Raw genomic sequence first — 14766 nt, forward strand, 5'->3', positions numbered from 1 at the left:
TATGAGTAAAATATTAGTATTAGATGACGACCCACAAATCCTCAAAATGGTATCGTTAATTCTTAAAAAGAGGGGACACCATATACTGACAGCTGAAAACGGTTGTCATGCTTTACAGACGATTGAATCACAGCAGATTGAGGTGTTGTTAACCGATATCTTGATGCCGGATGTTGATGGGATTGAAGTCATTAATACCTGTCGAAAAAAGGCTTTACCTGTCAAAATTATAGCGATGTCCGGAGGGCGGCGTAAAATATCAGCAGAATTCAATCTACAATCAGCTGCTATGCTTGGTGCCAGTGAGATATTGCCCAAGCCCTTTACCCAGGAGCAACTGGTTGAAAAGATAGAACGAGTAACTAGCTGTTGAAAGTTGTTAAGAACTTTTGAGGTAAAAAAATCCCGCTAACAGCAAGCTGTAGCGGGTACAAGGGAGATACAACAGGAACACATTTTCAAACACACTTATGTAGACGTGTGATTAATAGATTAGTTCAGAAAAATTCAGACTTTTTACAAAAAAGCCGAAGAATATTATTCTTCGGCTTTTCGCGTTTTACAATATAGTTTAAAAAGATGTTAAAGCGGCTGAACAATATCCGCATGTTTATCTATTATTTTATCTATTATTGTGGCATGTCATCCATCTCATCGTCATCTGAAGTAATCAGTTGACCGCGCAATTCCCCCCCGCATGCGTGGTTGAATGGACATTGATATAAAACATATCGTTTTGTAAATCCATCATTTGATCTGCAGTAAAGGTTCCGGTTAAGTTAAACATGCCCAAGTCAACTGCATCTTGTAGTAATCCGATAACTACATCACCATTTGCACCCGCTTCGGCTTTATGGATATGAGCAGAGCTTGCATCGGTAATATCTGTCATCACATTTAAGACAAATTCACCCGTGCCATCTGCGTTTTCATAAACTGTTAAGGCAGCAACGCCGGAAGCATCCGTTGTCACGGCTGGAACTTCTTGATCTCCGCTAAGCTCGGTAATAAGCACATGAGCATCTTCTAATGCAATCTGCCCTCGCAATTCACCACTGCCTACAGTCGAGGTATGAACATTGATGTAGTAGCCACCCATTTCAAACATATCCCAATCCACATCATCAAAATCAAACTCAGCCCACCAGTGATCCGAGTTGTCTGGATTTTGCGATAAAGTGATCGCTGCGCTGCCATTGCTACCGGCAAAACCTTCGTGCACATGGGCCATGGTTGCATCGTCTATGCCCATCGTCATGACATTTAGATAGACAATCTGCCAATCATAATCGATCGTTAGCCACGCATGTGCAGAGGCATCCGTATCGACGGCCGGAACTTCTTGCATACCTGAAAGATTGACAGGTTCTATTTCAACACCGTAAGGCAATATTTGCCCTCTGATTTCACCAGAAGGGTGTGCTTCAGTATGCACATTGATATAAGCCCCACCATCTAAAATCATGTCGATTTCTTCATCACTTAGCATGGTATCTGGTACAACCCACATCCCAGCTTTATCGGAACTCATATCAAGAGCAACCGCAACGCCACCATTTTCACCGGCAAAGCCAAGATGAATATGTGCAGCAGTCGCGTCAATATCATAGGTATCTATCATACCTTTGACCATATTGTCTTCTATATCTACTTTTATTTCACCCCAACCCCATGCATCAGTCATCACCATTGGGACTTCTTGTTTACCATCTAATTTGACTTCTAACACGACATAATCATGGTGCTCTTCATCGTCATCATCTGTTGAAACAGTTACTTTACAAGCGGTGACCATGGCTAATAGCGTTGATACAAACAGTAATTTAAGCCACTGGCTTGTTTTCATGTTGTTTAATGCTTTCATTGCTGCGATCTCCTAATGTTCGCTGACTTCCAGTTTGATTAAAGGTATAGTTCAAACATATATAGTGTAGTCTGGATATCAGATTTCGCCGTTTTTTTTGTGTATAAATGTTAACCGTGTATCTAAATTGTGAATTACAAAAATAAAAAACAACAACTTATAAAACAGGTACTGGTAATTTTGTCGCACCACCTCGCACAAAAACCAAAAGAGCAACTGAGCATTCGCCAACTCGCACAAATGGTTGGCTGCGTCCCCTCAGCTATTGTTAAAACGTTTGGCAGTTATGGAAAATGTTGGCAGATGTATGCCAAGGTTAATTTTTGCGAATTAACTGAATTGTTAGAAAGCAGCCAATCCACTGAAGATTTTTTAAACATATGTTTTAATTACGCAGCAACTAAACCGTACTGCTGGCAATTGTTATTTGAAAGTGACGTCAATATCGCGTTACATCTGGTCGATTATGCCGCTCAGCGTCAGTTGCAAATTATCCACTTATTGGCAGAAAAAATTACAACCGAGTTTACATGTGATTCTAAGCTGGCTCACCAGCGAGCAAAGACACTGTGGCTTGCTTGTTTTGGGTTATTGCACCTACAAGCACAAAATAGAATGCTTGTATGGGACAATGAGCAACAACAATTTAGCCGAATTTATAAGAGTATTATGGATGAATTTTCAAACCCTGCAGTTATTAAGTAAACGCCGGTTTTTGCCCTATTTTTGTACGCAGGCATTGGGCGCATTTAATGATAATGTTTATAAAAACAGTTTACTGTTGATCATTGCGTTTATGCTGCCGCAATCGACAGGATATGATGTTAATTTATTGGTTAACTTAGCCGCCGTGCTTTTTATTTTACCTTTCTTTATTTTTTCTGGGCATGCAGGTGTTCTTGCTGACAATTTTGAAAAGTCGACGTTAGTTCGTAAAATTAAGATGTTAGAAGTAGCCATTATGCTGTTGGCTGCACTGGCTATTGTGAGCGTTAATATAGAAGCCATGTTGGTGCTGTTATTTTTAATGGGCGCGCAATCTACATATTTTGGACCTATAAAATATTCTATTTTACCCATCCATCTAAAAGAAAATGAGTTGTTGGCAGGGAATGCTTTAGTTGAAATGGGGACATTTGTTGCGATTTTATCAGGCACTTTAATTGCTGGCCTGTTTATGTCGATGAAGCACGCTTTAATGGTTGTTGCTATTGCGGTTGTGGTATTTGCGGTGAAAGGTTTAGTCTGTGCTTATTTTATTCCATCTACGCCTTTTGTTGGTACGCAAAAACCGGTGAAATTTCACTTAATGGCGCACAATAAATCGGTCGTGAGCTTGATAGTGCGAAATAAAGAGTTATCTTCAATTGTCGTTTTGATCAGTTGGTTTTGGTTTTTTGGTGCAAGTTATTTAACGCAAATACCGAACTTTGTGCAGCTTCATTTGGTGCAGACACCGGCTATGGTTTCTGTATTGTTGGCTGTTTTTACGCTTGGTGTGGCTTTGGGCTCGATGTTGTGCAGTGCGCTCAGTAAGGGGATGGTTAAATTGTCTGTCGTTTGGTTGGCAGCGTGCGGGTTATCATTTAGTAGTCTTGCATTTTACGGCTTAACACCAGAGGTTGCCGCGGCTGAGTACAGCCAATTAAGTGATATTTGGCAGAATCAGCAGATTGTTTGGGTATTGTTAAATATGTTTGTACTTGGCGCTGCAGGTGGCTTATATATTGTGCCTTTGTATACTTTATTGCAGCTTAAATCAGCTGAGAATAATCGTTCCCAAGTCATAGCTGCTACCAATATATTTAATGCACTGTTTATGGTCATGAGTGCGATAGTTGCTATTATCTGGCTAACAATCTTATCCTTTTCCATTCCTGCTTTTTATGGGTTATTGGGGATACTGAATATTTTAGTGGTTCTCTTTTTCTTGCCTAGATTGAAACAGTCAATTACAGATGGAGTACGTGAATGAAGTTTTACATCCGAGCTGTCCTGTTTTCATTCGCTTTATTGGTTGGCATACAAATACCGGCATTTATTCAGCAGTACAAATTAGTTTCGACGGCACGACTGGCCGAAGCTGAACTTAACTTAGCTGGTTTTCAGCAATCCGCAGAGGAATTTTTTGGCGGGAGCTTAGAAAAACTGATCGTTTATTATCAGCAAAATGAAGATGTCGTGTTAAATGCGAATGGTCGCAATATTAATCAGATTTACCTGCGAGTAGAACAGCTTAAACAAGAACAAAAAATATTTGAGCAAGCTAGCCCGATTGTTTTTATTCACATTGTGTTGGATGGCAGGCAAGAAATTCTACAACAGACTCGGCAAGAATACAGCTACATGGTGCCATTAAACCCACAAGCTGTAGTTTGGGCAATTTCTACTGCTTGTATATTCGGTTTGTTATTCGAATCTTTATGTTTTATCTTGTTTTTTTGTATTAGAAAACTGTTTTTTAAAAGACGCCAAAGCGTATAAATTGAGGAATGTAAACTATGGCCATGACAGCCTCTACCATGATGCCACTTGGCACATCAGCGCCAGACTTTAAACTGAAATCAACTGAAAACCAGTGGGTGAGTTTATCTGATTATCAACAGGCTAAAGCCTTAGTGGTTTTATTTATTTGTAATCACTGCCCTTACGTGATTCACATCGCACCAAAATTAGCGGAAATTGCGGCCGAGTATCAAAAGCAAGGTGTTGAATTTGTTGCAATTAACAGTAATGACGCTGAGCAATACCCAGCAGATGATTTTGCCCATATGCAGGCAGAAAAAGCCAAGCGCAATTATCCGTTTGCCTATTTATTTGATGAAACACAGGACGTTGCAAAAGCGTATGATGCCGCTTGTACACCGGATATTTATGTTTTTGATGAACAGCAGAAACTAGTCTATCGTGGACAATTTGATGGTACGCGCCCGCACAGAATTTCTTCCGGTAATTATGATTCGGAAAAAAATCCTGCGACGGGGGAAGATTTAAGCGCTGCCTTAGACTCTATTTTACGGGGCAGTAAGCCCAGTGAGCCGCAGCTCGCTTCGATTGGGTGCAATATCAAATGGAAGGCTGGAAACGAGCCGAAATAAGGTAAACCCAGTTTCTAAAACCAATTATTTTTTCAGCCCACATCACATTCAAGCCAGCTTGCTCTAAGCTGGCTTTTACCCAATGTGCTTCAAAATCGGTTTCAGGTAAAAAATTAATATAGGCAAAACCCGTATGCGTGAGAGACTGTTTCAGTTTGGTAAAATAGTCAGCCGTTAGCGTTTCTAAAATTGAAGATTGGCTAACAAATAAGTCGGTAATTATCAGATCGTAACGTTTTTCATTGTCTAATATGTACTGCTGCGCGTCAGCTTGCATAATGTTTGCTATTAAACTTTGTGGATTAAAATACTCGTTAAACCATTCAATCACAATTGGGCTTTGTTCAACAATATCTACTTCTGCTGTTGGACATTGCGATTTTAAATAGCGAAAATTGCCACCGCCTCCTAAACCCAATTCCAATACGCTTGCGTGTTCAGTAAGCTCAGCAATCAATCCTTTCAGTGGAAATTGGTGCGGAAAGGTCAATAAATCTGGGTTTTTTCTATCCATCACAGACTGTACAGTTGCGTCTAATGTTAACCACCTATAGCGCTTGTTTTGCTCAACCCGCCAGTGGCTTGTCAGATCTTTTTTATAAGCTAATAACTGAGCTTTGGACAATGACTTTTTAAGTTCGACAAGCATCTCATAAACCGTTAATCTGCTAATACTATTAAGGGCATGCTAACGCAAAAAATAAATTTATGTATCAAATAATTATTCCAAAAAGTGATGCCGATTTTGAGAAGTACTACAAACTCAGGTGGCAAATCATCAAAAAGCCATTTGGCGCACCATTAGGTGCAGAAAAAGATGAATACGATAGTTTAGCCGAACATCGCATGATATGCGATAAAGACGGGCAAGTACTGGCGGTAGGGCGCTTACACTTTGTCAGTCAGGATGAGGCGCAAATCAGACATGTGGCGGTAAGCGATGAATGTCGCGGTAAAGGCTTAGGATCGATCATACTCACAACCCTGGAGCAAGCAGCTCGCCGGCAAAATGCGAAACGTGTAATTACTTTTTCGCGCGCGGACACAGTTACTTTCTTTGAGCGCTGTGGTTACAAATTAATTGAAAATCCGATTATTGACTTTGCGGGTGGACAAGTGAGTAATCGTCGGCAAATGTGTAAAAAGTTATCAGAGTTTGATGTCATTTTGCGACACCCCATGTGGTGTAAAGAGCTACAAGAAACTTGGAATAAACAAATTCCAATCTCACAAGCCATGGGCATTAAAATTCATCAATATACCGGAGCTCAGCTCGAAGTTCGAGCGGCGTTAAATGCTAATATTAATATGCACAACACAATGTTTGCCGGTTCTATTTATTCAATGGCGACACTGGCCGGTTGGGGGATGGTGCACTTGTTAGTACGCGAAGCTGGCTTACAAGGCGATATTGTTTTAGGTAAAGGAGAAATCAATTATCGCAAAGCGATTCGGGGTATTCCGCGTGCGCGCGTTCATATTAATGATAGTGTCGGAGAGTTGGAGCCACTAAAAAATAACAAAAAAGCGCGCTTAAAAATGACCGTGAAATTGTTTGATGAAAATAAAAGGTGTGGTGAATTTATTGGCGATTTTTACATAATGCCGATTAAAGTCAGTGAAAGTGAAATCGAATAAAATATCCACAAAGTACATATTATCGTGGCACGATAATATGTAACTCTTCTTTTAAGCTCTCATCGTACTGCACACCTAAGTGAGCTGCAGCACGCAGATTAACCGCTACTTGAAATTTATTCATAGGTTCAACGGCATACTGTTGGTTTTCAAGTGAGCTCTCGGCCATGGTAATCAAGCGTTTCCCTAACTGGTAATTGTCTGGAAAAAGTGAGAACAAAGCTCCGCGTTTAGCATGTGTTGGTTTGCTGGAGAACAATACAAATTTACGCAACCAGGATGCTTCTAAAAGGTAAGGCAAAACTATTTGGTCGTTAGCTGTAACGGTATCGAGCGTCAACCATATTGAATCGGTCGCTGGATTGATTCTTTTAAACAATTTATCGTAGTAGGTCATGGCTTCGCGGATGTCATCTGCCCGTTGTGCGACCAATTCAACACCATGTTTTTTTGCTGCTAGTTTGGTTTGCGGGATTATCCATTCAGTTGCCTGGCTATAAACCATATGCACCTTTTTTATATGAGGGGCTAATCGTTCTAGCTCAGAGAAAACAATCTCAGGATCATTGGTCATGCTTACCCCCCAAAACCATTGGGCTTTATTGGGTAGCCTCCCACCATGACAGGTAGATGTTTGACAATATCGTGCGCATATTTAAAGCCAAATCCACCAAGCAAAATCGCGGCATCGGCATCTAATTCTTGTAGTTGTTGCAGTAATGCTTGAGAACCTATTCTTTGCGGAAATTCAATGGTTTTTATTGTATGGCTTGCGTTTTCTTTAATGCCTTTGTTGATCAGTTCAAAAACAGCCTGATAGGGCTCTTTAACAGCAGGATAGGCAACCACAATGGTTTCTGCCGAAGCATTACGGCATAAAATGAAGCTGCTGAACAATAAGCAAAATAGCAAGAGTTTTTTCACTAATGTTTCCTGAGTGGGACGAAGAATACACCTTGAGGCTCAACCAAAATAGGGATCTGTAAGTAAACTTTACAGATCCTTATTATTGTCTACTTTTGACGCTTAATTATCAAGCGCTAAATAGCTTTTGCCAAATATCGGTCACTTGTTTTCTAGCTTCGACAAAAGGTTGAGTTTGTGAAATGACTTTTTTCTGCGCTAAAGCTAATTTATGTGTTTCATTGCGCATCAGTTTATAAGCTTCTATTAGCTGATTTGCTTCATTGTCACTAATCACCTGATGTTCCGCCGCTTCCCCTAGAATACGAATATTATCTGAATATTTGGTTAAACTAGGATACTTATGGCTATGTGCTAAAACCAGATATTGGGTGATAAACTCGATGTCGGTAATGCCTCCTCTATCTTGTTTTAAATCAAATGCCTCTTCACTGCCTTGATTCAGGTGGGTATACATTTTATCGCGCATTTCTACTACATCATTACGTAGCTTGTCTGTCTCTCGGCTGGTTTGTAATAATTTTTTGCGAATATCCTCTAACTGTGCTGTCAGTTCACTGTCTCCAACAATTGTCCGGCATCTGACCAAAGCTTGATGTTCCCATGTCCAAGCCTCATTTTGCTGGTAAGTTTCAAAACCGGACAGGGTCGCAACGAGCAAACCTGAGTTACCGGAAGGGCGCAATCTAAGGTCTAGCTCATATAAAATGCCGGCATGCGTTTGCGTAGAGAATAAATGCATGATGCGCTGCGCTAACCGAATATAAAATTGGGTAATACCAATTGGTTTTTCGCCGCTGGTTTGTTGATCAGCTTTTTGGTTATGTATAAACACCAAATCCAAATCTGAGCCATAACCAAACTCTAAGCCACCGAGTTTGCCGTATCCGAGTACCGCAAACCCTTTGTTGTCGGTATTTTTAAGCGCTTGTGGCACACCATATTTAGCGGCGATTTGACGCCACGCGATGTTAACCACTTGCTCTAGTATGGCTTCTGCTAGCCAAGTTAAGTGATCACTTACTTGCATCAAAGGCAAGTACCCCATTAGATCCGCGGCTGCTATTCTAAGTTGATAAGCATGCTTGAATTGTCGCAACGTATCCATGATATTTTCCAGATCGTCGTCTTCAATTCTGAGTAAGCGTTCACGCAGATCCGCCCGGTATTGCGATGCGTCTAGTTCTCGATACAACTGGCGGGGATCTAATAATTCGTCGAGTAGAAAAGCTTGACGATTAAGCTGCTGCGCAATCCAAGGGCTGGCCTGTAAAAAACTGAGTAGTTGCTTGCAAGTCTCTTGGTTTTCGTACAAAAGTTCAAGGTAGGCGGTACGGGTACATATTGCAACAATCAGTTCACGCACGCGATATAAAAGCTCATTGGCTTCTTCTGATTGCAGGCATAAATCTATTAATCTGGGCATCAGCTTAGTCATGATCTCTGTGCCTCTTGGCCCGACGGCTCTTTTTTGAACTTGCTCATGGCAATCCACTATCTGTTGCCAAAAAGCTTGCGCATCGAGTGTTGGATGATCATGTTCAAGCTGACTAATCGCGGTTTGTCTGTCGAGTTGGCTAATCCAATAATCAAATTGTATTTCGTCTTCATCTTCACTGTTTTCATCACGCACGATATCCGAAAATATTGTATGAACAATATTCATCTGAAGATCAAGCTCTTGCCTGAACGTTTGCCAGTCGTGAAAGCCTAGTGCATGTATTAAACGAGTTTGATCTAACTCGTTCTCCGGCAGGGTTTGTGTTTGTTTATCCGCGATTGCTTGTAAAACATGTTCGGTCTTACGCAGAAAGTAATAAGCTTTGGCTAATTGTTCTACTTCGTTTTCTTCAATCTCGCCAAATTCTTTTAGTTTATGCAAGGCTTCGCGTGTCGAACGGGTGCGTAACTCCGGTTCGCGCCCGCCTCTGATTAGTTGAAAAGCCTGCACGACAAACTCAACTTCTCGGATACCGCCTTCACCCAGTTTAATATTATTAATGAGCCCTTTGCGGCGATTTTCTTGAGCGATTAATTTTTTCATTTTGCGCAGTGACTCAATCGCAGAAAAATCGATGTAGCGGCGGTAGACAAAAGGTCTAATTAAATCTTCTAGGTATTCTAAATCTGGGTGGTTCTGCCAGCTATCCGGTACTATCGGTCGCGCTTTTAGCATCGCGTATCTTTCCCAGTCACGGCCTTGCTCAGCGTAATAATCTTCTAACATATTGAAGCTCATGACCAAGGGTCCGCTATCACCATAAGGTCTGAGTCGCATATCAACCCGATATACGTAGCCATCGATAGTTTGTTGATTCAATGCCGCAATTAATCTTTGTCCAAGACGGGTAAAAAATTCGTGATTACTTAATGCCCGCCGGTCGCCTTGTGTTTCACCTGATTCCGGATAGCAAAATATCAAATCGATATCAGATGAAAAATTCAGTTCATGTCCGCCTAGTTTACCCATGCCGAGTACAAAGAAGGGTTGTTCTTGGTTTTCGTGATTACAAGGTGTACCAAAACCCTTAATTAAATCCTGATATAACCATTGAGTTGTCTGTTTTATGATGTCATCAGCGAGACCTGATATTTGTTCAAATGCTGAATCTAAATTAAGTGTTCCGTTAAGATCTTGCCACGCGATGCGCATCATTTGTGCGTTACGATATTGGCGTATGAGTTTATGCAATGCCTGCTCATTGGGCTGTTTGCTTATCGCTTGTTGGAACTCACTTTTAGCCGTTTGATATTGAGCCTCTACATCCGTTTCCTGTTGAATAAAAGTCATCAAAAATTCTGGTTGCTTCATAGCGACATCACGGATAAAGTCGCTCATTGCCATATGCCATTTTAATTTTTGTTGATGCTCACCCGAGAGTTGATTCAAATCTTCATGGCGATAGCTCACCTGCTGCCAGGCAGCATCGGCTGCATTTTGTAAAACTTCGGGTAATTGTTGAAGATCGGTTGAAGTAGGTGAAAATTGATTAAAGTGCTTAAAAATCATAAAGTGAGCCTTATTTATTCATATAAGAATTAAAGCAAGCAGAGGACCGCATGGCCATACCAAAATTTAGATCAATTTGGCTTGTGTTATTTATTTTCAGTTTAGTCGCCTGTGGCGACCCTTTAAAAGCCAAAATAGATAATCAAGTCCATTTTGTGGAAACTCAACTGGAAAAACTAGCACAAAGGTTAGACTCAGGACAAATTCGAAATGCGAATTTAATCAAAGAATACGCCGCACAATTGCGCAGTTTAAAACCTGAATATAGCAGTATTGTGAACGAGTTAGCCAGAGATGCCGGAACAAAAGGGCCGCTATACACTAATTTGCTTGACCGTTTTGAGATGGCCCGTGGGCAGCCAGAGCGCTTTGCAACGCAGGAAGAGCGCCTGTTAGAACTGGAAAATCTATATCAGGCTGCAAGCCCAGAATTGTACAACGATGCCTTGTCTGATCCACTCAATGTTTTGGCTGATTTAAGTCAGGGCGTATTGCCGCGTGTTAATGCTGTGAGTCGCGAGGCCAGTTTGCAAGCGAATCAAGCGGAAGATTTTGGTGCGGGCAGCCAATTGGTCGGTAACCCGGCTTATGGCCAATGGTCGACACAAAGTAATGGCATGTCATTTTGGGAGTGGTATGGCATGTATGCGTTAATTTCTAACGTAACTGACTCATTTTCAGGTCGCAGAGTGCGTTATAACGATTGGGCAAGAGGACGAGACTATAGTTATTATCATGATTACGGTCGTTATCGTTATTCGTCGCCACAAACCATACGTAAACAAAATACGATAGAACAAAAGGCGAAAAAGAGCTTTTCTGGTGGTTCGTTTAAAAGTGCATATGATAAAAACCGCACGGGTGCCAGCCGAGTTTCAAGCGCAAGCCGGTTAGCCAAAAACAGTCAGTCTACCTTTAAGAGCAAATACGCAAGCGGTTCATCAACGTCTAAATCAACACAAAAATCCAGTCGTTTTGGCCAATCCAGTTTTCGCAGTTCGGGCGGCTCTCGCAGTGGTGGATTTGGTGGTAAATAATTACAAGAATTGTAAAGGGTAATATTATGAATAGTTTGGATTTTTTAACGTACATTCGACCTGAATTGCTAACCTTGTTAGCAATTGATCTGGCAATCGCAATAATTTTACTATCTGCGATGCGCTTAGTTTCTGGTTTCTGGGCACGCGTAAATACCACCACTGAGTTGTCTGAAAAAGATAATTTTGCATTTGGTATCAGTATGGCGGGCAGTATTTTTGCGATGGGGATTGTATTAACTGGCGCGATTACCGGAGAGTCTGCCAACAGTTATCTGTATGAAGCAGTCGGTGTGCTGAGTTATGGCCTTGTTGGTTTACTGCTGATTAAAGTGGGTCGTTTTATACACGATAAGGTTTCACTAAACCACATTAATAAAGTTGAAGAGATCCGCAACGAAAATGTCTCGGTTGCCATTGTGGATGCCGCAGCCGTAGTTGCGACTGCCATTATAATCCGCTCGGTCTTGTTGTGGGTTGAAGGTATCAATGTTTACACTTTTATCGCCATTTTGAGCGGCTTTGCGGTTTCGCAAGCTGTGCTGGTTGTGGTCACTCGACTAAGAGAAAGTAACTATGCTAAACACAATCAGGACGCTTCATTTCAAGAAGCCTTGAAAGGTGGACAAATTGCATTGGCAATTCGACATGCTGGCCACATGGTCGCAACTGCGCTGGCAGTTAAAGCGGCCAGCTATTTCTTGTTATACCAGCCAACACAAATTATTGTCAATTTACTGGGTTGGCTGATCATTTCAATTGCGATGGCGATCATTATTTTTATCCTTAATAAAATTGCACGCCGTATCATTTTATTTGGGATCGATACAACGGTCGAGGTTGACCAGCAACATAATGTTGGCGTTGCGGCTGCTGAGTTTGCGATTGTTGTTTCTATTGCATTAATTATGACCTCATTAATGGCGTAATTTATGCCCACTCTTAATAAGCAATGGCGTTTGTGGCTAACAGACGCCATGCTCATTTTTATCATGGCGGTTTTGGCTGGCTGTGGTCTGATTTACGAATATCTGTTATCTCATTATGCCGGCCGTGTGCTAGGTGCTGTTGAACACGCCATCTATACAACAATTGGTTTAATGATTGTTTTTATGGGGATAGGCTCTTTCGCTGCGCGTAAAATTGCCGATGAGTTTACCGGTTTCGCCTGGCTCGAAGTTTTGTTGGGGATTGTCGGTGCCACCAGTGTGTTGTTTATTGCAATGCTGATTGGTTTTACCTTTACCTTACCGCAAATTTTATCTCACACCTTTGCTTTACCTGCTGATGTTATCCCAAGTGGCGGCATCATGCAGTTTTTATATCAGGCTGCGCGTTTCACCCCTTATATTGCAGCAGCGATTTTGGGATTTATGATTGGCATAGAAATCCCCTTGATTGCCCGAGTGCGCGAAAAAGTTTACCAAAAACACCTGACCCATAATGCCGGAACGATTTATGGCGCAGATTATATTGGCGCCGGCGTAGGCGCCGCCGTTTGGATATTGTGGATGATGTCGCTGGAAATCAATCAAGCGGCGGTTTACACAGGGACACTGAATTTAGTTGCCGGTGTATTAATATTGGTATTGTTTTGGTCACGGATCCGCTGGCGCAAATGTTTGCTGTTAATGCAGTTATTATCGCTATTTTTAATTGTAATGCTGGCTTTAAACGGTAACCGATGGATGCAAACTTTTACCGATATGCTGTACATGGACAAAGTTGTTTATCAGCAGCAAACTGAATACCAGCAAATTGTCATTAGTGAGCGTAATTTAGGTCCCAGTCGGCAAAGCGTATTAAATTTATATTTAAATGGTCGTCTGCAATTTTCTTCTGCCGATGAAAAAATTTATCATGAGATGTTAGTACATCCTGTAATGGCCGCATCGGCACGACAAGATAAAATTTTGGTTATCGGAGGCGGCGATGGGTTAGCCGCGCGTGAAATTTTTAAATGGCCGGTTCAGCAGCTTGATATGATAGAGCTTGATCCGCAAATGATTGAACTCTTTAAACAGCCAGAAAAGTATCTACCACCTAAACTGGCTCAGCAAATAATAGATTTGAATCAGCATAGTTTAGTGTCAGACAAACTCAATGTCATGATTGCTGATGCATTTAATCAAGTCGATTTATTATTAGAAGAAAATACAACTTACGACACCATTATTGTCGATTTACCTGATCCTAATCACCCAGATCTCAATAAACTGTATACCACTTATTTTTATCAGCGCCTTGCTCAATTGCTCTCTGCCGATGGCGCTATGGTGATCCAGTCAACTTCTCCCTACCATGCAAAAGATGCTTTTATTTCAATTGCGAAAACATTACGCCATGCAGGTTTGCAAAATGTCGAGCAATATCATCAAAATGTACCTAGCTTTGGTGAATGGGGCTGGACAATCGCAACCAAACAAGGGTTGCCAGCCAGTGTGCGTATTATCGACAGTGAATATCCGGCAAATCTGGATTGGTTAACCGCACCCTTATTGCATGCCAGTTTTGTCTTTCCTAAAAACTTTTATCAACGGGCAGACCAAGTAAAAGTAAACCATTTGGGTAGTCAAACATTGTTTTTATATCATGATCAGGCGTGGCGCAAACAACAAGGATTATTGTCTGTGCATTAAACAGAGAATGTGCACTGGTTAACGAAATTAATTTCAATAAGGTTGACATATAATGTCAAGAGCGCTATTTTTGAACTCAAGACATAATATGTCTTATGCGTAAAGCAAATAACTAACAGAGGAAAGCAATGAATATTCACACAATTGCACAATATTTAAATGACTTAGGAGACCAGTCAGCGACAGGCCATAATTTTGATTGCCAACCGATAGCCGGAGAAGTGGATGTGCTGCAAATATCGTTGGCAGGGCGCGAAGAGTTGCCAATATTTGTATCTGTAACGGATGACCAAGTTTTGTGTATTACTTATTTGTGGGGCGAAAACGAAATTATCAGCGATCGTCGTGCCGAGATGATGGAAACCATGTTAGAAATGAACATGCCAATGCCATTATCTTCGTTTGCCAAAATTGGCGATAAATACGCTATTTTTGGTGCGTTAGCCATCAGCTCTAGTTTAGCTGAAATTGAACATGAATTAGCTGTGCTCAGTGACAACGCAATCGATGTTATTGATGATTTTAGCGAATATTTGAATTAAGCAGCAGGAGTGAA

The 14766-nt window shown here is 41.2% G+C and carries 15 protein-coding genes; 10 read left to right on the plus strand and 5 right to left on the minus strand.

Annotated features, from left to right (window positions below):
• Position 1: 1 nt before the first annotated feature.
• Positions 2-373: a response regulator gene (locus tag FNT16_RS06745; RefSeq protein ID WP_185976713.1), complete on the plus strand. Its 372-nt coding sequence runs from the start codon at positions 2-4 to the stop codon at positions 371-373.
• Positions 374-670: 297 nt separating this feature from the next.
• Here the strand turns inward: FNT16_RS06745 and FNT16_RS06750 are convergent, their stop codons facing one another.
• Positions 671-1864 (minus strand): CHRD domain-containing protein, encoded by a 1194-nt coding sequence (locus tag FNT16_RS06750; RefSeq protein ID WP_143870868.1) that lies wholly within the window; start codon positions 1862-1864, stop codon positions 671-673.
• A 129-nt stretch (positions 1865-1993) separates the two neighbouring features.
• Here FNT16_RS06750 and FNT16_RS20360 point away from each other — a divergent pair, with 129 nt between their 5' ends.
• The 4 genes from FNT16_RS20360 to FNT16_RS06765 are packed head-to-tail and all read left to right on the plus strand — an operon-like array spanning position 1994 to position 4962.
• Positions 1994-2569, plus strand: a complete 576-nt coding sequence (locus FNT16_RS20360) for a hypothetical protein (protein WP_185976714.1) — start codon at positions 1994-1996, stop codon at positions 2567-2569.
• A complete protein-coding gene (locus tag FNT16_RS06755) occupies positions 2538-3839 on the plus strand; it encodes an MFS transporter (protein WP_185976715.1) in 1302 nt (433 codons plus the stop codon). Before FNT16_RS20360 ends, FNT16_RS06755 begins: the two co-directional genes overlap by 32 nt.
• Positions 3836-4348, plus strand: a complete 513-nt coding sequence (locus FNT16_RS06760; protein ID WP_143870873.1) for a DUF2937 family protein — start codon at positions 3836-3838, stop codon at positions 4346-4348. Before FNT16_RS06755 ends, FNT16_RS06760 begins: the two co-directional genes overlap by 4 nt.
• A gap of 17 nt (positions 4349-4365) precedes the next feature.
• Positions 4366-4962, plus strand: coding sequence for a thioredoxin family protein (locus FNT16_RS06765; RefSeq protein WP_143870875.1), 597 nt, complete (start codon positions 4366-4368; stop codon positions 4960-4962).
• Here FNT16_RS06765 and FNT16_RS06770 read toward each other — a convergent pair.
• Entirely contained in the window at positions 4931-5611 is a 681-nt protein-coding gene (locus tag FNT16_RS06770; RefSeq protein WP_143870877.1) for a fused MFS/spermidine synthase, read from the minus strand. The two genes, FNT16_RS06765 and FNT16_RS06770, sit on opposite strands and share 32 nt — an antisense overlap.
• 59 nt (positions 5612-5670) lie before the next feature.
• On the opposite strand from FNT16_RS06770, the gene FNT16_RS06775 reads away from it, so the two are divergent.
• On the plus strand, positions 5671-6600 hold the full coding sequence (locus FNT16_RS06775; protein ID WP_143870880.1) for a bifunctional GNAT family N-acetyltransferase/hotdog fold thioesterase: 930 nt from the start codon (positions 5671-5673) through the stop codon (positions 6598-6600).
• A gap of 19 nt (positions 6601-6619) precedes the next feature.
• Here FNT16_RS06775 and FNT16_RS06780 read toward each other — a convergent pair whose 3' ends face one another.
• The 3 genes from FNT16_RS06780 to glnE all read right to left on the minus strand — a co-directional run bounded on the left by FNT16_RS06780 (position 6620) and on the right by glnE (position 10534).
• Positions 6620-7174: an ABC transporter substrate binding protein gene (locus FNT16_RS06780; RefSeq protein WP_143870881.1), complete on the minus strand. Its 555-nt coding sequence runs from the start codon at positions 7172-7174 to the stop codon at positions 6620-6622.
• Between the two features lie 2 nt (positions 7175-7176).
• Complete coding sequence (locus tag FNT16_RS06785; protein ID WP_143870882.1) at positions 7177-7524, minus strand: hypothetical protein; 348 nt, start codon at positions 7522-7524, stop codon at positions 7177-7179.
• A gap of 109 nt (positions 7525-7633) precedes the next feature.
• Positions 7634-10534 (minus strand): bifunctional [glutamate--ammonia ligase]-adenylyl-L-tyrosine phosphorylase/[glutamate--ammonia-ligase] adenylyltransferase, encoded by a 2901-nt coding sequence (gene glnE, locus FNT16_RS06790; protein WP_143870883.1) that lies wholly within the window; start codon positions 10532-10534, stop codon positions 7634-7636.
• Positions 10535-10584: 50 nt separating this feature from the next.
• Between glnE and FNT16_RS06795 the strand changes: the two genes are divergently transcribed.
• From FNT16_RS06795 to FNT16_RS06810, 4 genes are all read left to right on the plus strand, one after another.
• Complete coding sequence (locus tag FNT16_RS06795) at positions 10585-11571, plus strand: hypothetical protein (protein WP_246072417.1); 987 nt, start codon at positions 10585-10587, stop codon at positions 11569-11571.
• 26 nt (positions 11572-11597) lie between these two features.
• Positions 11598-12500, plus strand: a complete 903-nt coding sequence (locus tag FNT16_RS06800) for a DUF350 domain-containing protein (RefSeq protein ID WP_143870884.1) — start codon at positions 11598-11600, stop codon at positions 12498-12500.
• 3 nt (positions 12501-12503) lie between these two features.
• Positions 12504-14210, plus strand: a complete 1707-nt coding sequence (locus FNT16_RS06805) for a polyamine aminopropyltransferase (protein ID WP_143870885.1) — start codon at positions 12504-12506, stop codon at positions 14208-14210.
• Between the two features lie 128 nt (positions 14211-14338).
• Entirely contained in the window at positions 14339-14752 is a 414-nt protein-coding gene (locus FNT16_RS06810) for a YjfI family protein (RefSeq protein WP_143870886.1), read from the plus strand.
• Positions 14753-14766 lie beyond the last annotated feature (14 nt).

It is taken from the genome of Catenovulum sediminis (genome assembly GCF_007289895.1).
Lineage (GTDB): Bacteria > Pseudomonadota > Gammaproteobacteria > Enterobacterales > Alteromonadaceae > Catenovulum > Catenovulum sediminis.

Excerpts from the sequence above, each read along its gene's own strand:
- FNT16_RS06810 (WP_143870886.1), top strand. The coding sequence starts at position 14,339 with ATGAATATTCACACAATTGCACAATATTTAAATGACTTAGGAGACCAG.
- FNT16_RS06770 (WP_143870877.1), bottom strand. The coding sequence starts at position 5,611 with ATGCTTGTCGAACTTAAAAAGTCATTGTCCAAAGCTCAGTTATTAGCT.
- FNT16_RS06805 (WP_143870885.1), top strand. The coding sequence starts at position 12,504 with ATGCCCACTCTTAATAAGCAATGGCGTTTGTGGCTAACAGACGCCATG.
- FNT16_RS06760 (WP_143870873.1), top strand. The coding sequence starts at position 3,836 with ATGAAGTTTTACATCCGAGCTGTCCTGTTTTCATTCGCTTTATTGGTT.
- FNT16_RS06795 (WP_246072417.1), top strand. The coding sequence starts at position 10,585 with ATGGCCATACCAAAATTTAGATCAATTTGGCTTGTGTTATTTATTTTC.
- FNT16_RS06780 (WP_143870881.1), bottom strand. The coding sequence starts at position 7,174 with ATGACCAATGATCCTGAGATTGTTTTCTCTGAGCTAGAACGATTAGCC.
- FNT16_RS06800 (WP_143870884.1), top strand. The coding sequence starts at position 11,598 with ATGAATAGTTTGGATTTTTTAACGTACATTCGACCTGAATTGCTAACC.
- glnE (WP_143870883.1), bottom strand. The coding sequence starts at position 10,534 with ATGATTTTTAAGCACTTTAATCAATTTTCACCTACTTCAACCGATCTT.
- FNT16_RS06765 (WP_143870875.1), top strand. The coding sequence starts at position 4,366 with ATGGCCATGACAGCCTCTACCATGATGCCACTTGGCACATCAGCGCCA.
- FNT16_RS06745 (WP_185976713.1), top strand. The coding sequence starts at position 2 with ATGAGTAAAATATTAGTATTAGATGACGACCCACAAATCCTCAAAATG.
- FNT16_RS06755 (WP_185976715.1), top strand. The coding sequence starts at position 2,538 with ATGAATTTTCAAACCCTGCAGTTATTAAGTAAACGCCGGTTTTTGCCC.
- FNT16_RS06750 (WP_143870868.1), bottom strand. The coding sequence starts at position 1,864 with ATGAAAGCATTAAACAACATGAAAACAAGCCAGTGGCTTAAATTACTG.
- FNT16_RS06775 (WP_143870880.1), top strand. The coding sequence starts at position 5,671 with ATGTATCAAATAATTATTCCAAAAAGTGATGCCGATTTTGAGAAGTAC.